Below are 22,359 nucleotides of genomic sequence, written 5' to 3'. Positions count from 1 at the left end.
TCGGATGTCGGGAGCGCTGCTGGGCACGCAATGGCGCCGCGTTGGCCTGCCCATCGCCGTAGGTCCGGTGATCGCGGGCGGCCTGGTCGCGGTCGCGGGCTGGCTGGTGTCGTCGGCGTGGCCGACATCGCAGGCGATGACGCTGGTGACCTGGCTGGCGCAGGTCTTTGTGATCTGCGCCGGGGTGTGCGTGGCAGTCGCCCTCACCGGTGACCCGCTGATCGAGCTGCACGAGTCGACGACCGTCGGTTTCCGCACCGTCCAACTGTTGCGCGGCCTACTCGTCACCGTCTCGGGGCTGGCTGGTGCGGTCGTGATGGTCGTGCCCCTGCATCTGCTCGGGATGTGGCCGCGCGATATCGGGTGGGCCAGCGTGGCCTCACCTGCCGGGGCAGTCGTGCTCGTCGCGGTGATCGCCCTGTTCGCAGCGGCATACGCCGGGACCGCGTCAGCCACGACGATCGCAGTCGTCGCAGCGTGGATGTTCCTCGCGATGCTCTGGGACCCGTACGTGCTCCCACTGCACTTGCAGCGGGGCGTGCCGCTTGCGGCCGCGGCGGTCCTGCTGGTCCTGGCCTGGCAGCGGCTCGGCAACTCGGAACGCAACATCGCGAAGGTGGCAACGGTATGACCCTCATCGACCTGGCCCGCACGCATTCCCGAGCCGCGCGGAGGCAGAAGGCACTCTGGTTCACCGCGATCCCGCTGACCGCATTCGCGACACTGCTCGCGGTCATCTCCCCAGCCCGGCCCGGTACCGGCGGGATCGCAGACCTCGCGTTCTCGGGGCAGATCATCGCGATGTTCACCGGGATCGCCTACGCGGCCGCGTTCGCGGACTTCTTCACCGCACAAGCGAAGCTCGGCATGCACGAGCTCGAAGCCTCGACTCCCGCCCCGGGTGCGCTGCTGCGGACCGCGCGGGTGCTCGGAGCGTTCAGTGTCGTCATCGCCCCGTCGCTGGCGGTGCTGCTGGTGATGGGGCTGATGCAGACGATCAGCGGGCATCCCTGGTCCCTACCGGGCGCGCTGGCCGTCACCGCGACCATCGTTGCCCCGGCGGCGTTGATCACGATGGCACTGTCCGGGGTCTGTGGTGTGTTGATGCCGAAAGCGCTGGGACGGATCGTGGCGGTGCTGGTGTGGTTCTTCCTGATCTTCTCCAGCTCTGTGCTGCCGCTCCCAACCCCGAACGGCACCGTGTTCTCCGTCATCGGCGACGCGATCGTCGCCGGCTGGTTCGGTGCCGATTCGATCTATCCCGCCACAGGTCCCCTCGGGTTCGACGGCACTCCGTTGAGCGCGGCCATCTCCCTGGTCCTCCAACTCGTCATCATCGCCGCCCTGCTGCTGGCCGGGTCGTCGCTGGCCGAACGCACCCGGAAGCGTTGAAAGGAAACCGCATGTTCATCTCGATGGATCATCTCGGCAAGGACTTCCGCAAGAAGCCGGCCGCACTCGATGACGTCACCCTCGATCTGCCGCAGGGCATGATCGGGCTGCTCGGCTCCAACGGGGCCGGGAAGACCACCCTCATGCGCATCCTGTGCGGCATCATCCAGCCGACTCGCGGCCGGGTGCAGATCGATGGCCACGACCTCGCCGACGCGTCCACCCGGCGGGCGGTGAAGAAGACGCTCGGCTATCTGCCGCAGGACGTCGAACCGTACCCGAACCTCACCCCGCTGGAGTTCCTGGACTACGTCGGCGTCCTCAAGGGCATCGACAACTCGAGCGCACGAAAGGGGCAGGCCCGCGAGCTGATCGCCCGGGTCGGGTTGACCGACGCGCAGGATCGGCGTATCGGCGGGTTCTCCGGCGGGATGCGTCGCCGCGTCGGCATCGCGCAGGCGCTCATGGGTGACCCCAGGCTGTTGATCGTAGACGAACCCACCGCCGGACTCGACCCGGAAGAGCGGATGCGGTTCCGCACCCTGCTGGCCAGCCTCGGCCAGGACCGCACCGTGATTCTGTCCACCCACATCCTCGACGATGTCGCCCAGACCTGCCCGTACGTGTTCGTGCTCCGCGACGGCCGGGCCCGCTACGACGGCCCCACCGAGGGGCTGATCGACGCCGCCCGCGGACGCACCTGGCTCACCGCAGCCCGCACCGCACCGCCGCCCGAGCACGTCACCGTCGTCAACGCGACGACCACCGGGGCGGGAACCCAATACCGGATCATCACCGACACCCCACCCGCCGACGCGAGCCCGGCCGACCCCAACCTCGAGGACGGCTACATGGCACTCGCCCAACTGAAGGAGACCCCATGACCCCCATGACCCCGCGCCGCCGCACCGGACGGCTCGCCGCAGCGGCCGGTGCCCTCATCCTCGGCACGATTGGGCTGGCCGGGTGCAACGGCATGCAACATCCCGAGGACTTCCCTGTCGACGGGCCGAAGGTAACCGCGACGAGCAACCCGGCCGAGGTCAGCAAGGACGACTTCGGGCACTCCTGGAACCTCACCGTCGACCACGGCACCGTCGCCTGCGAACAGAACTCCGACAGCGACCCGGTCCTCACCTTCACCGCCCCTGACGGCACCGTCTACGCCCTCAACGCAGTCGATCAGAACAAGGACCTGCCCGACATCGGCGAGATCTCCGACGGCTCCATCGGCACGCTGCGCACCTTCGCGTTCACCGTCTGCGACGCCTGACCCCATCATCCGCGAAAGGAGAACCACGCGATGGTCTCTCATGACGATCACGCACGCCCATCCGCCACTGCCGTCGACCGAAGCGCCGCCGCTGTCCGCTGTGTCGATGTGCGGCTGCAACGCGGCGATACGGTGGTGCTCGATGGCCTCGACCTCACCGTCACCACCGGGCGGGTCCACGCCCTGCTGGGCCGCAACGGTGCCGGGAAGTCCACGACCTTCCGCATCCTGCTGGGGCTGATGGACGCCGACTCCGGCACGATCGACGTACTCGGGGACACCTCGATGCGAGGCGGGCGGAGCCGGACGACGTCGGAGCGGATCGGGGCCAGCATCGACGGCCCTGCGATTTACGGTCATCTCAGCGCGTTCGACAACCTGCTCGTGCACGCCCGTCTCACCGGGGTCGGCCGGGAACGTATCGAGGAAGTCCTCGACATCGTGGGACTCGCCGGGACCGGCCGGAAACGTGCACGGCACTTCTCGATGGGCATGAAGGCCCGGCTCGCGCTCGGGATCGCGATCCTCACCGAACCAGACCTGCTCATCCTCGATGAGCCGCAGAACGGGCTTGACCCGCAGGGAATCGTCGAACTGCGGCATCTGCTGCGCGACTACGCCGCCGCCGGGCGGACCGTGCTCGTCAGCTCCCATCAGCTCGGCGAGATCACCCAACTCGCCGACGACATCTCCGTCCTGGCCGATGGGCGCTGCCGCTACCAGGGAACCCTCGAAGACTTCGCGCCCGCCGGGCAACTGGAGCAGGCGTTCCTCGATCTCACCCTGCCCGATGCCGCACGGTCGGAGGCCGCTTGATGCGCCCGCTCGTCGCAGCCGTCCGCGCCGAGACCGTACGCACCCGCGGTTCGGCCGCCGCCTACCTGCCCTGGCTCGGGCTGGTGATCGCAGGCATCAGCTTCGCAGGCATTCTGATCACCCCCGAGAGTCAGGAGCGGGCGGCTCTGTTGTGGCAGACGCTGTACGTCACGGGGATGGCCGCCCCCTTGCTCACCCTGCTGGCCGGGCTTACCACCGCCCGCGAAGCAGTCGCGCGCGAGGGCGGCACGCTCTGGCGGCCGGTCAGCCCGCGGACCATCGTGCTCGCGCGCTTCCTCGTCCTCGCCGCGCTATCGGCACTGTTCCATGCACTGGCCTTCTGGACCGTCATTCCGTTCTCGCTCCTGGCCGGAGCACCGACCGACGTCACTGGAATCCTCTGGGCCGGGGCCAGCTGCTGGATCGCCACCCTCGGTGTGCTCGCCCTCGCCTACGTCGCCACCGAAGCCTGGGGACTCATCCCCGTCTTCCTCGCCGCGTGGGCCTGGCAGGTCATCGGCAGCCTCGCCGCGGAGATCACCGTCTGGCCGGTGCTCCCGCCCACCTGGGCGGTGCGGGCGATGTTGCCGCTGCTCGGCGCGCACCAGAACGCCGAACCCCTCGATCCCACCGATCCGCTCGCCCAGGAGTCCCCGGCACTCGCTCTCGTTCTCGGGCTGCTGCTCGCCGCTGTCGTCCTCGGCGTGCGACTCATCCGGGTCGGCGCTGCGCGTACGGAGGGCCGGACCGACAATCGGCCGGTCGGCCGACGCAGCACCCGCCCCGGCGCGCTCGGCGCGATACGCACCGTCATGCGCTCCCGCGCCGTGATCCCGCTCTGCGTCGCGGCGGTCGTGCTGGCTGTCGCAGTCGCAGCCGTGTACCCGAACAGCTACCTTCTCGGCCTGCACACCTACGCGATGCTCCCACTCGGCGCCTGCATCATCGTCGTGCTCGCCTGGCAGGCTCTCACGCCCGGCTGGCGCATCCTCGTGCTGCGGCGCGGCAATATCCCTGCTGCCGTACGCAGTTGGCTCGTGCTGTGCGTCACCGTCGTCACTCTCGCCGTCACCCTCTGCACACTCGCGAACACCGTCCTGCGCGGCGAGACCGACCCGGCGACCATCGTCTCGCTGCTGCGTTCCGGACTGCTCTGGCTGATCCTCGGCACGGCCGGCGTCCTCGGAGCACTCTGGCTCACCGTCCGCTACGGCGTCGGTTGGGCGCTCGGCGCAACGGTCATCATCATGATCCTCGGGATCACCCTCGGCGGAGATGTCCTCGCCGATACCTGGCTTTGGGTACTCGGCCCCACCGCTTGGCCGCTCACCGCCGACACGCCAGCCCGTCTTACCCTCGCGGCGCTGATCGGACTGCTCATCGCCGCGTCCACCTGGCTGCTCAGCGGTCGCGTACTGCGAACCGCAACCGCACGAGGCGTCTGACCATGACTACCGCCCGGCCACAGCTCCAGTGCCTACCTCCGGCAAGGGGGCGGTACGAGGGCAGGAGATGACCGGACACGCCGCTTTGCGGGCAGTCAACCGGACGATCTACCGGTCCGTCGGACCCGTCGCGTATGACTTCGTGAAGCTGATAGTCGTGCGCGACGGGTCGGCGATCCTGTTCAGCGAGTTCGGGGAACACCCGATCAACGTCGGCGATGTTGTGCTGCTGGCCGCGAACACATTGTGCGGCTCCGAGCCGGAAGGGCACATCACGGTGTCCACGATCTACGCCGACTCCGATTACGTGCTCGACCAGCTCTTCTGGCAACACGTCGATATGCTCTGCGACCGCCTCGACACTCAGGACTTCGCGGACACGATCTATACCGAACCGGCCCAGATACTCCGGCTGGGTGAGCACCGGGCAGGCATGTTGATGCCCTGGGTCGATGAGTTGGTCGCTCTGACCACGGACGAGCTCGCCCGGAGCCGGTTCCACCGGGCCCAGGCGTTGTGGTTTTCGATCATCGACCAGGTGTCGCCGTTCATCGAGGTATCGCCCCACCGGATCGCCCCGAACCAGCGTGCCCATATCCGGCCCACCCTGCCGCGCGAGCGCAGGTTCGCACCGTTGCGGGCCGAGGCTCGTCAGGTCGAGGCGCTGCTGCGCGGCGATGTCGCGCATGACTGGAACCTGACGGAGCTGGCCGACGCAGTTCATCTGTCGCCGAAGCAGCTCAGCCGGGTGTTCGTGGAGGCGTTCGGAAGACACCGCTGGCGTACCTGACAATGCTGCGCGTGCAGGAGATGAGCCGCCAACTACGCGAGCCCGAGGTCTCGATCGCGGAAGCAGGCCGTCGGGTCGGATGGCAGTCGCGGAACCGTGCGACGGAGGCGTTCCGCGAGCATGCGGGGATCACTCCGACGCGGTACCGGCAGATGCAACTCCATCCGGAGTCTCGGAGACCAACGGTTCTAAGACCGGCGGTTCTATAGGGTCCGTGTCGGCCCGTCTGACCGAGGGTTGTGGCGGTGGGTGTCATGTTCGAACGGGTCGCGGAGCTGCTGTGCGCGTTCAGCCGCTCGCTGCCGCTGGTCGGCCCGCTCGGCCTGCTTGGCGTCGATGCGGGCGGCGGCTTCGACGATCGGCAGAGCGCGCAGCTGGTCGGCTTCGGCACGAGTGGCGGCGGCCTCGGTACGCGCGGCGCGGGCGCGGCGGTGTGGGTCGGGCTCACGCATGCCGAGGTGGATGCGGCGGGCGCGTTCGGTCCCGTACTCGCTGACCAGCAGTGCCAGGTGTTCCTGCTCGTGACGTTCCCGCATCGTCTTCTGCCCGGCCGTCACGGCCGCCACGCCTTGCACCGCCTCGGTCACGCGGGGATCGGCCTCGGCGTGGCTGGCGGCGACTCTGCTCGCCCATGCGGTGAGCTGGTCAGCAGCGCTCGGGGTGGTGCCCCATTCGTTGGCGACCTGTCCGCGCAGCTCCCGGGCGCGTTCGGTCGCGGCGCGATGCTCGGTGCGGGCCTTACGCTTGCCGAACCGGCCGACAGCAGCGAGGCGGGCGCTTGCCGTGGTCTCGTCTGCGACGGCGGAGAGGTAGGCCGCGGCATCGGCCTCAGCCCGGGCGGTGAGCGGCCCTGCGACCTCGACACGTATCTGCTCGACCGCTTCTTCGGCCTTGCGGAGGGCTTCGGTGTTCTCGTCCGTCTCGGCGCGGTGAGTCTCACGTTGGGCGTCGAACCTGTCGGCGATCTGTTCCCAGCGTTCCGCCGCCCGCAGCGCGCGTTCGACCTCACCGTAAAGGCGAGCGAGTTCGTCCGTGACCAGCCGCACAGGGCCGTTGGTGACCAAGCCACGCACGGCTTCGACTGCTTGGGTGGTGGCGTGGTCGAGGCCGCGGTCTGCTGGGTCGTGTTCCATGGCGTCGTTGAACTGCGCCCGGGCGTCTGCGAGGTCTTCGGCGACGACGTGCAGCTGGTTGGTGTCGCTGCCTCGGGTCATGCCGACGTAGACGTTTGCCGCGGTCGTCGCTTCCGACAGGATCGTGTGGGCGGTATCGACGGTTGCGCCTTGGACGCCGTAGGCGGTCGTCGCATAGGACAGGTGCGCGTACTCGTTCACGTACTCGGGCGGGAGGGCGACAGTGCGGAGGTTCTTCTGCTTGTTGCCGACCTCACGTGCGTACACGGTGCCATCATCGATGAGCCGTTGCACGATCCATTGCTGCCGGTTCGCGACACCCAGGCTGGTGTCGTTCTTCCGGGTCTGGATCAGGTCACCGGCCCCGATGGGCAGGCCGTCGCTGCCGGTCGCCGTCACCGTGTCGTCCACCTCGCCCTGTTCGACCCGGCCGGTGCGGATGCGCTCATTCACCGCGGCAGCTTCCTCGTTGGTCGCCACCGTGATCGCCTCCCCGTCTCGGGCGTTGGCGGTGATGTGGTCGCGGGCCGCGTCGTCGTCGGCGTGCAGGGTCACGACGCCCATCGTGACCAGTTGGTCGAACACGTCGCCGGGGTTCTCCCGGTCCCGCATCTTGAGAGTGAGCGCGGCGTAGGCGGAGTCGGTGAAGCGGTGCAGCTCGGTCATGTCGTAGGTGCGGCCTCTGATCTGGGCGGCCATGTCGAGTACCCCGCCCCGTCCCACGGCGGGCAGCTGGGCGCGGTCGCCGACGAGCGCGACTGTTGCGCCTGCCTCTTGGGTGATGGTGAGGAGGGCGTGGGCGGTGTCTTGGTCGAGCATCCCGGCCTCGTCCACGATCACCCGCTCACCCCGCACCAGCCGCCCTTCTTCGGTCGGGCCGGTGAAGCTGCGCCCGGTGTCGGGGTCGATATCGCTCTGCGCGAGGCGGGTCCAGACGCCGTCATCGTTCCATCGCCACCCATGCGCATACACGAGCGCCGCAACCGAGGTGGCGGGGATGCCGAGGTCGTCGTGTGCGACTTGTGCTGCTCGTAAGGTCGGGGCGACCACTCGCGACCCACGGCCCTGCTCGGCGGCAACGTGGATGGCGACGCCGAGCATCGTCGTCTTCCCGGCCCCGGCCGCACCCTCCACGATCACCAGCGGATCAGCCGACGCGACCGCCGCAGCGGCAGCCGTCTGCCCCTCATCGAGCTTTGCCGCCTGCGCGGCCTCGGTGACGTCCGGGTGTTCCGGCTCCTGGTGTGGTGTTGCGGTGGTGAGTTGGTCGCGTAGCGCGGTCTCGGCGGCGATCACGCCGAGACTGGTCAGGTGGGCGACGTGTTCCGGTGTCGGCGCATCGGGTGGCAGGATCGAGAAGCAGTCATCGATCGCGAGATCGGTCGCAACCGCGATGAACTTCCGCAACTCCGCCGGTGTGGCCTGCGCGCCTGCCTCGGTCGTGATCCGGGTGATGTGCTCCTGGATCGTGTGCCGGGTCCACGCCGACGCCCCGGCGGCGCACCGGTCGAGTGCCCGCGATGCGACCTCCTGCACGGCAAGGTCATCTAGCGACATCGCGGGTTGCACGGGCTTGCGTTCCAGATGCTCGGGGTCGTAGCCGGCGTCGGTGAGTTCTTGCCGCCACCACTGCTCGTTCTTGAGATCGGCCGGCTTCTTCCCGGGGCGCTGGTGTGCCCACGCGATGCCCTGCAACCGTGCGCTCATCACCGGCCCCAGCTGCTCACCGTGGTGGGCTTGTTCCCATTCGGTTTCGAGCCGGTCGAGGTTGCGGCTGATCTGTGCCGACCGCTTCGACATCACCGGGTTGAACGGCTCCAGCTCCGCCACCTCGCCCGATACGGGGTCGAGGGTCAGGCCGTGCTCGGTGAGGGTCTGGGTGAGCTGCGGGTGCGCGGCGATCACCGCGCTGCCCATCGCGCGGATCGCGCCCTGCTGCTTGAACAACGCCACCGTGTCCAACGCTCGCCACTTCCCAGCCGCGAACACTCTGGTGCCGATCTGCATGTGGATGTGCCGGTGCGGATCACCCGCCCGCGAGGTCTTGTGCCGGATGCCGACGACCTGCATGTGCTCGATCGGCACGACCTCCTGCGCGCCCCTCGGGCCGACCCGAGTCACGCTGTGTTGGCCGAGCCAGCGGCGTACCTCGGCGAGGGCGTCCTGCTGCGCGGCATCGAGCGCTGCGGAGACGTCGGGGTGGAGGGCGGCGGCGACCGACAGGCTCTTGGGGGCGTTGATCGTCATCTCCGCGAACAACGGCGACCCTTTGCGCCCGTCACCCGGCAGACGTGGAGTACCCATCTGCTCGCCCGTGACCGGGTTGATCCAGTCCACCCACCCCTCGTATTCAGCAGACGTCAGCGACCGAGAGACCGTCACCTCGCCCATGGCGTCGAGGACCGCGTACTCGGCCACGGCGTCGTCGGCGCCGAGGTAGTACTCGTCCGCGCCGGACCGGTCGGACTCGACATAGCGGCGAGCGGCGGCACCGTTGCCGCGGAACAGGATCACGCCGCCCTTCACGCCTGTCACCGCCTCCCGCAAGGTCGTCCTTGCAGGAGAGGTGCGCACTACGGCCCCGGCCGTAGCATCCGTGCATCAACTACTGAGTCTGAGAAGTTGTTATGTCAGAGAGCAGACGGCAGCGCGGGGGCAGAACAGAACGGGTTGCCGGGTCAGGGCTGTTGACTCGTTGGGGAGTCAGCGGGTGAGGGCGGTGAAAAGGTCGGCGGTGTCGTTGATGAAGTCGCCAGTGTTATGGCTGTCGATGAGGGGGGTCTGCAAGATGTGGGCGTAGATCAGGCTGATCATCAGCCGCGCCTGGCGGGGTGCCTGAGCGCGGGCCTGCCGGGGGTCGAGTCCACCGCCGGTGGAGAGCCAGAGCGCTGCGTACTCGCGGAAGAACTCGAAAGCCCCGGCATAGACTTCGTTCGCAGCGCCGCGAACGATCGGGTTGGTGACGGCCTCCGCCCAGACCTGCACGATGAAGCCGGTCGGCACGTCCGTTTGCGTGATCCGTTCAGTGATCAAAGTCATGAGGTGCTCGGGGCTGGGGAGCGGGTCTGAGTCCAAGACCCCTTCCAGTCCGCTGAACACGCCGCTGACGGTGGCGCGGGCGACGTAGGCGATGATCTCGTCCTTGCCCGAGAAGTGGGTGTAGATCGCCCCGGACGACAGGCCAGAGGCGTCGATGATGTTCGCCATCGAGGTCGAGTGGATGCCACGCGCGGCGAACTGCTCCACCGCAGCCTGTGCGATCTGATCGCGCCGTGCCTGCCGCTGCGCCTCGCTGATCTTCGGCACCTACACCCTCCCTACCGATAAAGAACGAATCTTCCCCATCGTACTAAGCCAACTCCCCGCGCGGCTTGACGACTGAACTTCCCATATGGCTAGCATAGAGAGAGATCATTCGTTTTGTTGGAGGTGTAGGCATGAGTGGGAACGAGTCCACGATCGCGACGGGGAGTCGCTGGGGTCGGGTGTGGGGCATCGTCTCGGTGGCGGCAGTGGCTTTGACGTTGCTGGCGGTGGCGTTCGTGTGGCCATCGGCCGAAGGCGAGGCCGATGGCATCTCGGTGGCGGTGACCGGACAGCCGGAGGCCGTCGAGGGGTTCGTCGAGGCAGCGGAGGGTGGACTGGGCGAAGTTGTGGACATCGTGGTGGTCGATGATCGCGATGCAGCGGTGGCCGGGATTAAGCAGCGGGAGTTCATCGGGGCTCTCGTGCTCGGAGAAGAGCCAGAGGTGTTGACCGCGTCCGCGAACGGGCAGGTGCCAGCAGCGTTCATGACCGAGATGGCCTCCCAAGTACAGATCAACGCCAGCGAACAGATGTACGCGGGCGTGACTGGGCAGCTGCAGGAAGCTCTCGTCAGCGGCGAGGGCGACCCTGTCGCGATGCTCAACCAGCTCCCGGAGAGCCTGCCTGCGGTGCAGGTCACCGACGTCGTGCCGTACTCGGAGGGAGACCCGAACGGAGTCGGACTCACCACCGCCGGCATCCCACTGACCGTGGGCACTCTGCTGGCAAGCATCCTGATCGCGTTTACTGTCGCCGGGCGTTGGCAGCGCATCAGCGCCGTCCTCGGCTTGGGGGTCGGCGGCGGACTCCTTCTGACGCTGGTGCTGGGCACGTGGCTCCAGATCTACCCCGGACCGTTCGGGCTGGTCTGGGCCGCCCTGTCGCTCTCGCTCACCGCAACGAGCACCCTGTTCGTCGGACTGCACGGTCTGCTCGGGCGGGCGGGACTCGGGGTCGCAGCGGCCGTGACACTGTTCGCGGCGATGCCGTGGGCTGCGTTCGCCGTGCCCTACCAGCTCCTCCCGGCCGGACTCGGGTACATCGGCCAGTGGCTCATCCCGGGCGCGACGACCACTCTCACGCGTACCGTCAGCTACTTCCCCGACGCCAGCGCGAGAACGTCCTGGTGGGCACTGGCGATCTGGGCAGCCGGCGGACTCATCCTGGCGCTTCTTGCCCGCCAGAAGCGCCCCAGCGAAACGGCCGCGTCACCGGCCACGACAGTACGCCACTGAAAGGAGAATGTATGGACTCGACCAAGAGTGAAGAAACCGTCGATTGCGTCGTCGTAGGCGGCGGCCCCGCCGGAATGATGGCCGGCCTGTTGCTGGCCCGTCAAGGCGTGAACGTGCGGGTATTGGAGAAGCATCCCGATTTTCTCCGAGACTTTCGTGGCGACACGATCCATCCCTCCACGATGAAAGTCATGGACGAACTAGGTATCGTCGGCCGATTCCTCAACATCCCGCACCGGCGCATGAAGACCGTGGCTGTGTCCGCCCCGGATGGTGAGTCCGTGTTCGCGGACTTCTCCCTCTTGCCAGAGCCTTACAACTATGTGGCGTTCATGCCCCAATGGGATTTCCTCGACTTCCTCGCCGAAGAAGCCCGAGCGTACCCATCGTTCGAGTTGATCCGCGAAGCCCAAGTGACCGAGCTGCTCATCAAGGGCAATCAGGCACACGGGGTGCGCTACACCACCCCCCCATGGCGAGCAGACGCTCACGGCACGGCTCGTTATCGGAGCGGACGGCCGCCACTCCACAGTACGCACACGCGCATGGCTCGCCCCCGTTGAGAGCGACGCTCCGATGGATGTGCTCTGGTTCCGGATCAGCCGGGAAGACGACGACCAGGTGCCCTTCGTCAGTGTCGGATCGGGGTTCACCATCGTCGCCGTAGACCGGGGATCGTACTGGCAACTGGCTTACTGCATCCCCAAAGGCGAATACGACCACTTGCGCACTTATCCCACGAGTGTGGTCGCCGACCGGATACGCCAGACCATCCCTAATATCGCGGAGCGATTCACCCAGGAGATCGAGTCCTGGGATGACCTAAAGCTCCTCAGCGTCTCGGTCAACCACCTGAAGTGTTGGCACCGCCCCGGCCTGCTCTGCATCGGCGATGCCGCACATGCCATGTCTCCCGCTGGGGGTGTCGGCATCAACCTGGCGATACAGGACGCGGTGGCAGCATCTCGCATGCTTGGGCCAGGCCTCGCAGCAGGGAAGACTCCGACGGAGGCGCTGCTGCGACGAGTGCAGAAACGGCGAGAAAGACCAGCAAGGATCATTCAGGCCGGCCAGGGGAAGATCCTTGCCGACCTATACCCGAAACACCTCGACGACACTTATAAGACGCCCGCTGCAGCAAAAATCGTTCGCCGCTCGCGCTGGTTGCAGAAAACCGCCGCTCGCGTCATCGGTATAGGCCTTCGCCCCGAGCGCGTATAAGGCGCTGGGCCACCACTCCGATAATCAACGAGGGATGGCCTTGAACGGGGATTGATCCGACGAAATAGTCGCATATCCGGTGATAAACCGAGCATCTGGCACGGATCCGTCGCGCTTCGTTCGCCTGCAATCCGTGACCGCCAGGCGGGTGCGGGTACGCCGAGAAGCAGACCTTGAATGGCTTTCTGGCGACTCGCGCCAAACCAACAGCACTGTGCAGAGCGCGACGTAGCGAAGTGCCTGCTGTCAATCGGCGGACGTAAAGGCGTGCAGGCGCACGTCATGGCGTGGGTGCTTGTGGCGCACCTCCTTCTCGGGAGGTGCCACCGTGACCGAACACACCCCACCCAGTACAGGCGACGATGTCGCAGCCCCGGATGGCTCGCCGCGTCACGGGTTTGAGACGCCGGAGGGTTTGCGTGCCCTGCTGATCCGGTTGCACGATGCCGGGCCTGGGGCCTGGCGCAGTGACCGTCAAGCAGCGGAACTGATGCGATACACGGCAGAGAGGTACCGACGGCTGGCCCGTAAGTACGGGCTGGATGAGTGGGAGGTGGCTTCAGCTGCGTTCGAGGTCATGCTCGCCCCCTCGACGCGGAACGCGGGGAACCCGTGGGCGGTGGTTACTCGCGCGGTGCAGATCACCTGTGGCGTCGAGGTTCGGGCGGCGGGGATGCTCGTTGCGCCCGCCAAGGTGCGCCACATGTCCAGGTTCACTGGGTTCCACGACGCCATCCGGTTCGCTGAACGAGAGAACCTTCCCGACTACCACCCCGCCTTCCACGTCACCGACCCCACCATCGACGATGAGGAAGACTCCGGTGACCGTGTTCGGGTTGCTGCCGTCCTATCGGAGATAGTCGGGCTGTTCGCCTCGGTGGGCTGGGATGCCGTGCTCGTGACCGACTGCATCGAGCACCTCGCCTACCGGCTCGGCGATCTGACCTCCCGGCCGAACGCGGTAGAAGTGCTACGCCGCGACCGCGCTATCTCGGCACTGCTGGGGATACCGCCGAGGTCGTGGGCAGCGTTGCTGCGGATCGTTCTGGGGCATCCCGCCTCGAAGCACGCTGGTACTGCGACCGGCGACGGGGTGCTGCTGCGCCTGCTCAGCGGAGAACCCCTCGATTCCCTGCGTTGCGACACCAGTCTGCTGGCTGCGATATGGGCCGCCAACCCGGACAAGCAGACCGAGCCCTGAACCACGATGAGCGTGCGGGAGGGGCGTCGTACCTATCAGCATGAGCACTCCCACCGCTACCACCACTGTCACTCCTACTTCCTCCGCTCCGCTGTCACAGCCTGCCGTCTCCACGTTGGGAGCACGCCTGGCCGCTGCCTCACGCCAAGCCCAGGGCTTGCGTGCGACGGTGGATGATCCGGCGGTGCTGGACGAACTGCGAGGACTGTGCACGGCACCTCGTCCCACGGTGCGCGCCGTCGCCAAGATACGGAAAGGCCCCGCACCCTGAACCGCCTGCGCGGCCAGGGAACGGGACCAACAGCACCCGGTCAGGAGTCACGCGCGCCAGATGAACTCGATCCGCCGGGCGAGAACGTCGGCTCGGTGCGCGTCACGGCGGGCGTGGAACGCCTCGGTGCTCTCGTTTCGGCGCTTGGGCACGGCGGTCATCATATCGGCGGGGTGGGCGTGGACGAGCACGGCTTGCAGGACCAGGCTGGTGGCCTGGTACTGCCACATCGGCGTCCGGCCCTCCCACTCGGCGGCGACGGTAGTCATGTCGATGCTCGGCCCCACGTGCTGTTCGGGTACGGCGGCGGCGTACTCGCGGCGGGTGGCCTCGATGCGCTCAGCGATCCGTGCCCGTTGCCGCACCCACATGGCCTTGTCGATCAGCCCGTCGTAATGGTCATCATCAAGTTGGGCCAGGCGCTCTCGGTCGGCATCGAGTGTGGCCGCCAATCCGACACGCGCCGTCAAGTCGCCGCCGGGTGCTCGGCGCTTGGTGGGGTTCAGGGTGATCTGTTCGAACGTCGCCAGCACCGCTTCCTCTACGAGCTTCGAGACTTCAGTTGAGCGGATCGAGCGGTGACAGCCGCCGCGGGTGGCCTGCACGCACTGATACACCGGACCTCGGTGGAGCATCGCCGTTCCGCAAGCAGAGCAGCGGATGAGCCCTGAGAACGGGTACATGCGCTTCGCCGCACCGCTGCCGGGCTGGTGGAGGTTCCGCGCCTTCTTCCGCGCGTCGAGCACGTCGGAGACCTGTTGCCAGGTGTCCTCGTCCACGATCGCAGGCCACGCCGCTTTCACCTGCATGAGCGAGGTCTTGGAGCGGGTGCCATCCGGCAAGATCGGCCGATACTCGCGCACTCCCTTGGTGGAAGGGTTGCGCAGCATCAATTTCAGTGTCCTGTCCGACCACGCGCAGCCGTGCGTGGTGAGCACGCCGCGCTCGTTCCAGTCCTTGCGAATCCGGTACAGGGACTCACCGGCCAGCACCCGCTGCATCGCCTCGACCACCATCGGCCCGGTCACCGGATCGATGACGAGGACGCCGTTCTCGGCGCGGTACCCGAACGGCGCCCTGCCCCCATGCCACGCGCCCTCGAGGGCCTGCTGCTTTGCCGCCCGCGCGACCCGACGCGCAGTGTCAGCGGATGACTTGTTCGCCATCGCCACCAGCACCCTGGCCATCGCCACATCGGAATCCGTGTCCAGGCGCAGAGACCCAGTCACCGAGCGAACCCCAAATTCACCGAGCACCTTGGCGTCGATGAGGTCTTCCAGGTCGCGCGGGTCGCGCACCGCCCGATCCAAGTCATACGCGACCATCACCTGCGCCTGCCCCTCGCTCAGGTGTTTGAGCATTGCGCGAAACTGCGGGCGGATCACCCGCCGCACCCGCTCACCCGAGGGCAGAGTGATCGTGTTCTGCTTGAACGCCGACGTGTCGTTCTCTCGGAACACGGCTGCTACTTCCAAGCCGTGCGCGGCGGCGTAGGCGCGGCAGTCGGCCTCCTGCCGGTCAACTCCACGCTCGCTGCCCTCCGGGTCATCACTGATCCTGACGTACACCACCGCCCGCAACGGCGACCCTGATCCCGTAGTCTGTTCATGCTCGTTCTGGCCCATCAGTCGGCCCACCTTCCTACTCGCGTGAGAGGTAGGTGCGTTTACAGAACCTCGGCTAGCCGAGGTCGACGTGCTTGGCCACGTAGTCGGCGGGTAGGACGATGCTGTTGCCGAACCGGGTACCGGGTGGGCGGATCGTGATTGACCCGTCGTCACGCACGGCGGTGATGGTCCAGGTTTGGCCGTTGCGGACCCAACCGTGCCGGTTCCGCAGCCGACGGTCGTTGCGGCGGGTGATGATCGTGTCACCCACGCTCGCTGCTGATCCGTCGGACAGGGTGATGTCGGGGCCGGGCTTCAGCGTGCCGTCGAGGATGAGGTCGGCGCGGGCGCGGACGTTGAGGGCGGTGACGTTCTCGCGGGTTTCGGCGATCAGCACCGACGCCAACCCCGCTTGGCGGTCGTGGCGCCAGGCGGTGTAGGCGGCATCGGTCATGGCCTCGGCGTCGCCGTCGTGGATGCGGTCGTGGTCGAGGTAGGTGTCGATGACTGGGGTGCGGCCGTGCCGTAGCTCCAGGGATGCGGTCTTCTCCCAGGCGTGGGTGAAGCGGTGGACGTCGACCAGTTCGGGAGCATCGTCGCGGTCGTGGATCAGCAGGCTGAACGCACCGCCAGCGTCGACGGACTGGAGCTGGGCGTAGTCACCGACCAGCAGCACCTTCGCCCCGGCCTCCTCCGCTGCCTGCGTGATCCGGTCCAAGGACAGGGTGCCGGCGAGGGAGGCTTCGTCGATGATGACCAGCTGCCCGGGCTGGAAGGTCGCGCCGGTGTGTTGGTGGGTGGTCCACCACTTCGCCGTATTCTCCGTGGCGATCCCCAGATCGTCGGCCAGCACCTGCGCCGCCACCGCCGACGGGGCCAACCCCACCACCGACCCAGCACCATGCGAGGTCTCCCACGCCCGGCGCAGCGCATTCATCGCGGTCGTCTTCCCAGCCCCCGCCGGCCCCACCAACACATCCACCACCCGGCCCGACACCGCGACCGACGCCAAGGCTTCAGCCTGGTCGGGACCGAGCACCCGCCCCTCGGCGTCAGGCTTGCTCGTGATCGTTTCGACGGTGGCCAGGTCGATACTCGGGCCAGTCGTGGCACGGGCCCGTTGCAGGAGGCGGTCCTCTGCGGCGAGGAGGGTGTCGGAGGAGAACACGGTCGAGTGCTTCGGGCGAAAGACACTGGTTCCGTCCGGGCGGCGGAACTCCACCGGGCTCGTGGTCAGTTCGGGTGGGGTCAGGCGCAGGGACGCCTGTTCGGCGGCGTCGGCAACCATCGCGGTGATGGCTTCGCGGTCCTCAACGGTGGCGAACCGCCACCCCATCGTGTGGCGGGCGGCTTCGGCCATCAGGTTCCAGCGCCGCCACGTCGAGCGCTTCTCACCGACCACCTCGACCACCGAGCGCCCGACCTGCTCGATCAGGTCCAACGGCACATCATCAGCCCGCAACAGCATCTGCCGTTCCCCGGCAGTGACGGTCCGCGCCCACGCGGTGGCATCCGTGCCGAGCTGCTGGCTGGCGCGGGTGCGCCACTCGGCTGTTAGCTCCGTCAACGAGCGGACCTGCTTCTCTGGACGGGTCGCGAGCGTGGCTTGGGCGCGCAACCGGATCACGGTGGCATCCGATGGCTGCTGTCCGTGGGTGGCCACGTACTCAGCTACCAGCCGGTCCTTCTCCACCTCGACCTGCCGCGCCCGGGTGGAGAACTCCGCCACCAGTTCCTCGGGGACGTCAGTGATCGCCCATGACGGGTTCCGGTCCCGACCCATCTCCCGCGGCTCCCAGCTCACGCCGAAGGTGCGGGTCATGTGGTCGGCGAACACGGCCTCGTGCAGCTCCGACAGCGCGACAACCGCGGCATGCATCGGCCGCCCATCCAGACTCCGCCACTTCCCATCCAACACCGTGCGGACTTTGTTGCTGATCACCACATGCGTATGCAAGTGCGGATCCCCAGCGCGTGAATCGAAGTGATCAAACGCCGTCGCGATCAGGCCCGTGACGTCGACCTGTGCAACCGCGCCATCCCCAGCAGTTGCACCGGTGCGGGTGGCTGCAACCTCGCGCTCCATGAACGCAACCACCGCCGCAACCGCCTCATGATGGGCTTGCGCAATCAACGCCTGCGTCCCCGCGTCTGCAACCGCCCACAACACCGACGCCGACTTCGGCACACTGAACGTGAAATCAAACCCCGCCACCGCACGCCGCGACCCCCGCGCAGCCTCCTCCGCCTCGATCTGCGCAACGGAGCGTTCCCGCTCCACCGGGCTCAGCGACGGGTCCACTTGCGCGACGCGGTCCGCGACCCGCTCCGCAGCCGAGCTGTACACCGGATACGCCCGCCCCAACGGATCACCAGTGATCGGGTCCCGTCCCATCCCCACCAGCAACTGGAGCTGTGCCTCTGAGACCTGGGCGCCAGGTGTGAGTTCGCCATTACCCAGAGCGGTGACGCCGGAGCCGAGCCAGCGTCCGGGTGGGGTGCCGGCCTCGGCGTAGTAGCGGGTCAGCGGAGTGGACAGCGACCGGTCACCGTCACCCGCCGCCACGGTGCGCAGCAGGTACTTGTAGCCGTCCCCGGCCGACATCACCCGCATCGACACCGTCACCCAAACCACCCCTTACCTGCTCCTCACACAGGTGAGCCGGCGCCTTCCCGACCTCGATCTGCAAGACGCGTGGCCTCTCGATCAGGTGCTGTCGGCAGTGGTCTACTGGCTGCCCGAGCTGCGGCATGGGTGATCGCCTCTGCGGCCCGTGGAGGCGAAGGGGACGCATAGTGCAGCGAGGACGAAAGTGACCCAGTCGAGGTCACTGTTGGGGATCGCAACCGCGCGGGAGTAGCCCACCCGAGGCATCCGGGCAGGTGCTCGACACCGTTCCGCGCATCACCGGACGCCTCGGGCGCACCTTCGCCCAGTGGGCACGTGAGAACACCACGGACTGGTGAACCCGCCCCTGCCATGATCCAGCGCGTGTTCTCACTGCCCTCCGTGACCATTCACTCGCGTGCCTCAGCACGTGTTCTCGGCCTACTCCTCACCGGTAAGGCGGGACGGGCCCGGTCGTCAATCTCGTCGACAGCCTCCCCGTCGAGCTCTGAGCGCACAAAGTCGCCCGAGGTCGGGATAGGTTTTAAACTTTGCGCCCGACAGGACCCATAGATGCACGCTAGATCACCAAGCAAGCTTCAATAGCTCATTCAACGTTAAGGTGAAGGCTATGAACGATGAACCAACGAACATCCAGACCTTCCGACTCGAAGTGGATCTTGAGACCGTCGCGGGCGACCCAGCGGAAGAGCTTGGGCGCGTACTGCGCTACTGGGCCGGCAACCTCAAGCACTACTCGTTCGACAAGCCGCATCTCGAAGCTGTCATGGACTCCACGTACCGCGAGGTCGGACACTGGTCCCTCTCCTGACCACACCGCATTCCCTGGGCCCAGCGATTGCCTCGGGGGTTGCGGTCAGCTGGATGTCATGCTCCGCCCACACCCCTCGTCGTCTGCGGCGATATCGAGGTACTCGCTGAGCTTTGCCGAAGCCTTGAGCATCGCTATGCCTTGTGCGGTCAGTTTGGCTTGCCAGTCTCCGACGGTCTTCGAAAGTTCATCCGTGCCGCCGGCCGAGCGTATCTGCCCAATCACTACCGCGATCTGGTCGAGCAAATAGCCGCCCCGACGCAGTAGGTGGGCGAGGCGGGCATCGCGAACATCGTCGTTCGCATACACCCGGTATCCGGTGGCGGGGTCACGCTGGGGGTCGAGGATTCCAGCTCGCTCCCAAGTTCGCACGGTTGCCGGGCTCAGATCCAATGCATGCGCCAGTTCCCCAATGGAACGGAAGCCAGCCGAGGGTGAAGCACCTACGGAGAGTTCGTCGGACTCAGCGGCGATGTGCTCCACAGCTTCGCGCACAGTACTCAGAGTTGCGCGGTCGCGCATGAGTTGCTCGTGCCCGGCATCGATCACTGCCAGAGCGTCGTCGGTCCTGCCTTGATGGACCGCCTGCATGATCGACCTGGCGCTAGCGTGCCCGAACCCGCGAACGAGTGCGACATAGGCGCGCAGTGCTGCGGCGTGCACGTCCGTGTAGATCCGGTAGCCCGTCGGCGTCCGATCGGCGGGTGGGAGGCAGCCGTTGCGCTCGTAGTTGCGCACCGCCTGGGTGGACAGGCCATGCTCTCGCGCCAGGTCGGCGGGTCGGAGGCTTCTCATCGTATTGAGACTTTACCACCGCCTGGCCGCAGGAATCGACGCAAAGTATCAACAGCTCGTTCAGAGATACGATTGATGCACATGAGTCATCATGTCAGAGAGTCATCAAGCCCGATCACGGCAGGTTCGTCAATGCCGGATGTCATCCGCGTCCGAGGAGCACACAGCCACAACCTCAGGGGTGTCGATGTCGATATCCCCAAGCGCAAGCTGACCGTCTTCGCAGGCCTGTCAGGGTCAGGAAAGTCCAGCCTCGCCTTCGGCACGATCGCATCCGAGAGCAGGCGCCTGATCAACGAGACCTATTCCGCATTCCTCCAAGGCTTCATGCCGACACTCTCTCGTCCCGATGTCGACGAGATGTCGGGGCTCACAGCGGCTGTCGTGGTCAACCAAGACCCGATCGGCACCACCGCCCGCTCGACGGTAGGCACGGCCACCGACGTCTATGCACTCCTGCGGTTGCTCTTCTCCCGCATCTCCACTCCATATGTAGGGCCGTCCGCGTGCTTCTCCTTCAATGTGCCTGATGGAATGTGTCCGGCCTGTGAGGGCATCGGTACGGCGTCCGCCATCAACGAAGACGTCCTGGTCGACCGCAATCGATCTCTGAACGACGGAGCCATCACCGTGCCGAACTTCGGCGTCGGCACCTGGTACTGGCGTCCCTACGGCGAATCGGACCGCCTCGACGCGGACAAGCCGCTGCGCCAGTACAGCCCGGAGGAATGGGAATGGCTGATGCACGCAGAACCCGTCAAAGTCCGTCTCGGACACACCAACACGACGTACGAGGGTCTTGTCCGGAAAGTCCGCCGAGTCTTCCTCGACAAGGCCGGTGAGACGAAGCAGAAGCACATCCGCGACTTCATCGCTCGAGTTGCGACCTTCGCTGAGTGCCCCAAGTGCCGAGGCACCCGATTGAACGAGGCAGCACGGACGGCGACAGTGCAGGGAGCGACCATCTCCCAGTGCACCGCCTTGCAGGTGAGTGACCTGCGGTCCTGGCTGGATCGCATTGACGACTCGGACGTCGCGCCGCTGATCGTGCAGCTGCGCCGCATGCTCGATTCCCTTGTTCTCGTCGGTCTCGGGTATCTCTCCCTCGACCGTCAGACCTCCACCCTCTCCGGCGGAGAGGCTCAGCGGATCAAGATCGTCCGTCACCTTGGTTCGGCTCTGACGGACATCACCTACGTCTTCGACGAACCCACCAGTGGACTCCATCCCCACGACATCGACCGCATGATCGCCTTGTTGTTCCAGCTTCGAGACAAAGGCAACACCGTTCTCGTCGTCGAACACAAGCCTGCAGTCATCGCCGCCGCCGACCACATCATCGAACTCGGGCCGGGCGCCGGACGCGATGGTGGAACGATCACGTACGCCGGCGCACCGGCGGGGTTGCTCGACAGCGGCACGGTCACCGCGCGTGCTCTCGGCCATCGCAGCACAGAGGAACGTGAAGCCCGGCAGCCCACCGGAGCGCTGAAGATCCGCAACGTGACAGCACACAACCTCAAGCACGTCTCCGTGGACATCCCCACGGGTGTGCTCAGCGTCGTGACCGGCGTTGCCGGCTCAGGCAAGTCCACTCTCATCCGTCAAGGCCTCGACGGCCAGCCCGGGGTCTTGCTCATCGATCAGAGCCCGCTGAGGGGCTCGCGACGCTCCATCCCCGCCACCTATACCGGCCTCCTCGACTCCATCCGGAGCGCATTCGCAAAGGCCAACGGCGTCAGCGCCTCGCTCTTCTCCGCGAACTCCGACGGCGCCTGCGCCACGTGCCGCGGGCTCGGAGTCGTCTACACCGACCTGGCAATCATGGCCGACGTTGAAAGCACTTGCCCCGAATGCGACGGTCGCCGCTACAGACCAGACGTGCTGACCCACCGGCTCCACGGCCTGGCCATCGACGAGGTGCTCAGCCTGACAGTCCGCGAAGCCCGCGAGATCTTCCGCACCGGCAAATCCGCCGGGATCCTCGACCAGCTTCTCACCGTTGGCCTGCCCTATCTGACACTCGGCCAACCACTGAGCACCTTGTCCGGAGGCGAACGACAGCGACTAAAGCTCGCCTCGGCCCTGCGCGACGACGCCAACGTCTACGTCCTGGACGAACCATCCGGCGGCATGCACCTCGCAGACACGCAGATGCTCATCACCATGCTCGGCAACCTCGTCGATTCCGGGCGCAGCGTCGTTGCCATCGAACACAACCTCGCGGTCATCGCGGCAGCCGACTGGATCATCGACATCGGACCCGGAGCCGGAACTGACGGGGGGCGTGTGGTGTTCGAAGGGACCCCACAGCACATGGTCGCGACAGCCGACACGTACACGGCCGTTCACCTGCGGGCCTGGACTGAAGCCCACGGTCGCTGACGATCCCCTTCTGCCCTCTTCACGCCGTTCATCACTGAAAGGAACCTCC

General features: G+C 66.8%; 19 protein-coding genes. 14 read left to right on the top strand and 5 right to left on the bottom strand.

What is annotated here, in order from left to right; genetic code table 11:
- Positions 1–4: 4 nt before the first annotated feature.
- The 8 genes from R3I40_RS03990 (at position 5) to R3I40_RS03955 (ending at position 5,925) form a co-directional block, all read left to right on the top strand.
- On the top strand, positions 5–631 hold the full coding sequence (locus R3I40_RS03990) for a hypothetical protein (protein ID WP_102237361.1): 627 nt from the start codon (positions 5–7) through the stop codon (positions 629–631).
- On the top strand, positions 628–1,392 hold the full coding sequence (locus R3I40_RS03985) for a hypothetical protein (RefSeq protein ID WP_285262109.1): 765 nt from the start codon (positions 628–630) through the stop codon (positions 1,390–1,392). The genes R3I40_RS03990 and R3I40_RS03985 overlap by 4 nt, the downstream gene beginning before the upstream one ends.
- Positions 1,393–1,403: 11 nt before the next feature.
- Positions 1,404–2,276, top strand: coding sequence for an ABC transporter ATP-binding protein (locus R3I40_RS03980; RefSeq protein ID WP_285262108.1), 873 nt, complete (start codon positions 1,404–1,406; stop codon positions 2,274–2,276).
- Entirely contained in the window at positions 2,273–2,665 is a 393-nt protein-coding gene (locus R3I40_RS03975; RefSeq protein WP_199173951.1) for a hypothetical protein, read from the top strand. The genes R3I40_RS03980 and R3I40_RS03975 overlap by 4 nt, the downstream gene beginning before the upstream one ends.
- A 108-nt stretch (positions 2,666–2,773) precedes the next feature.
- Positions 2,774–3,481, top strand: a complete 708-nt coding sequence (locus tag R3I40_RS03970; protein ID WP_317700112.1) for an ATP-binding cassette domain-containing protein — start codon at positions 2,774–2,776, stop codon at positions 3,479–3,481.
- On the top strand, positions 3,481–4,926 hold the full coding sequence (locus R3I40_RS03965; RefSeq protein WP_073117283.1) for an ABC-2 family transporter permease: 1,446 nt from the start codon (positions 3,481–3,483) through the stop codon (positions 4,924–4,926). Before R3I40_RS03970 ends, R3I40_RS03965 begins: the two co-directional genes overlap by 1 nt.
- A 67-nt stretch (positions 4,927–4,993) precedes the next feature.
- Positions 4,994–5,716: a helix-turn-helix transcriptional regulator gene (locus R3I40_RS03960; RefSeq protein ID WP_317700111.1), complete on the top strand. Its 723-nt coding sequence runs from the start codon at positions 4,994–4,996 to the stop codon at positions 5,714–5,716.
- 2 nt (positions 5,717–5,718) lie between these two features.
- A complete protein-coding gene (locus R3I40_RS03955; RefSeq protein WP_317700110.1) occupies positions 5,719–5,925 on the top strand; it encodes a helix-turn-helix domain-containing protein in 207 nt (68 codons plus the stop codon).
- On the opposite strand, the gene mobF (R3I40_RS03950) is transcribed toward R3I40_RS03955, so the two are convergent.
- Both mobF (R3I40_RS03950) and R3I40_RS03945 read right to left on the bottom strand, forming a co-directional pair.
- Positions 5,920–9,363 carry a MobF family relaxase gene (mobF, locus tag R3I40_RS03950; protein WP_317700138.1) on the bottom strand — a complete coding sequence of 1,148 codons (3,444 nt, stop codon included), beginning with the start codon at positions 9,361–9,363 and terminating at the stop codon, positions 5,920–5,922. The two genes, R3I40_RS03955 and mobF (R3I40_RS03950), sit on opposite strands and share 6 nt — an antisense overlap.
- Before the next feature lie 189 nt (positions 9,364–9,552).
- On the bottom strand, positions 9,553–10,155 hold the full coding sequence (locus tag R3I40_RS03945; protein ID WP_102237365.1) for a TetR/AcrR family transcriptional regulator: 603 nt from the start codon (positions 10,153–10,155) through the stop codon (positions 9,553–9,555).
- Between the two features lie 131 nt (positions 10,156–10,286).
- Here R3I40_RS03945 and R3I40_RS03940 point away from each other — a divergent pair, with 131 nt between their 5' ends.
- The 4 genes from R3I40_RS03940 (at position 10,287) to R3I40_RS03925 (ending at position 13,812) form a co-directional block, all read left to right on the top strand.
- Positions 10,287–11,390 carry a hypothetical protein gene (locus tag R3I40_RS03940; protein WP_285262105.1) on the top strand — a complete coding sequence of 368 codons (1,104 nt, stop codon included), beginning with the start codon at positions 10,287–10,289 and terminating at the stop codon, positions 11,388–11,390.
- An 11-nt stretch (positions 11,391–11,401) separates the two neighbouring features.
- Positions 11,402–11,953, top strand: a complete 552-nt coding sequence (locus tag R3I40_RS03935; RefSeq protein WP_285262104.1) for an FAD-dependent monooxygenase — start codon at positions 11,402–11,404, stop codon at positions 11,951–11,953.
- Positions 11,895–12,611 carry an FAD-dependent monooxygenase gene (locus tag R3I40_RS03930; protein WP_285262124.1) on the top strand — a complete coding sequence of 239 codons (717 nt, stop codon included), beginning with the start codon at positions 11,895–11,897 and terminating at the stop codon, positions 12,609–12,611. The genes R3I40_RS03935 and R3I40_RS03930 overlap by 59 nt, the downstream gene beginning before the upstream one ends.
- A 328-nt stretch (positions 12,612–12,939) precedes the next feature.
- Positions 12,940–13,812 carry an exopolyphosphatase gene (locus R3I40_RS03925; RefSeq protein ID WP_102237368.1) on the top strand — a complete coding sequence of 291 codons (873 nt, stop codon included), beginning with the start codon at positions 12,940–12,942 and terminating at the stop codon, positions 13,810–13,812.
- Positions 13,813–14,130: 318 nt separating this feature from the next.
- Here the strand turns inward: R3I40_RS03925 and R3I40_RS03920 are convergent, their stop codons facing one another.
- The gene (locus R3I40_RS03920; protein WP_259800613.1) at positions 14,131–15,708 is read right to left on the bottom strand and encodes a recombinase family protein; all 1,578 of its coding nucleotides are present in this window, start codon (positions 15,706–15,708) and stop codon (positions 14,131–14,133) included.
- A 55-nt stretch (positions 15,709–15,763) separates the two neighbouring features.
- Positions 15,764–18,304 carry a MobF family relaxase gene (mobF, locus tag R3I40_RS03915; RefSeq protein WP_285262123.1) on the bottom strand — a complete coding sequence of 847 codons (2,541 nt, stop codon included), beginning with the start codon at positions 18,302–18,304 and terminating at the stop codon, positions 15,764–15,766.
- A gap of 625 nt (positions 18,305–18,929) precedes the next feature.
- Here mobF (R3I40_RS03915) and R3I40_RS03910 point away from each other — a divergent pair.
- Entirely contained in the window at positions 18,930–19,130 is a 201-nt protein-coding gene (locus R3I40_RS03910; protein ID WP_252908400.1) for a hypothetical protein, read from the top strand.
- A 45-nt stretch (positions 19,131–19,175) separates the two neighbouring features.
- Here R3I40_RS03910 and R3I40_RS03905 read toward each other — a convergent pair whose 3' ends face one another.
- The gene (locus R3I40_RS03905) at positions 19,176–19,925 is read right to left on the bottom strand and encodes a TioE family transcriptional regulator (protein ID WP_252908402.1); all 750 of its coding nucleotides are present in this window, start codon (positions 19,923–19,925) and stop codon (positions 19,176–19,178) included.
- A gap of 132 nt (positions 19,926–20,057) precedes the next feature.
- On the opposite strand from R3I40_RS03905, the gene R3I40_RS03900 reads away from it, so the two are divergent.
- The gene (locus tag R3I40_RS03900) at positions 20,058–22,310 is read left to right on the top strand and encodes an ATP-binding cassette domain-containing protein (RefSeq protein WP_252908404.1); all 2,253 of its coding nucleotides are present in this window, start codon (positions 20,058–20,060) and stop codon (positions 22,308–22,310) included.
- Positions 22,311–22,359 lie beyond the last annotated feature (49 nt).

Origin of the sequence: Helcobacillus massiliensis (assembly GCF_033106145.1) — a bacterium.
GTDB classification, from domain to species: domain Bacteria; phylum Actinomycetota; class Actinomycetes; order Actinomycetales; family Dermabacteraceae; genus Helcobacillus; species Helcobacillus massiliensis.
Note: the sequence above shows the minus strand (reverse complement) of the source record. Positions and strands in the feature narration are given on the sequence as shown.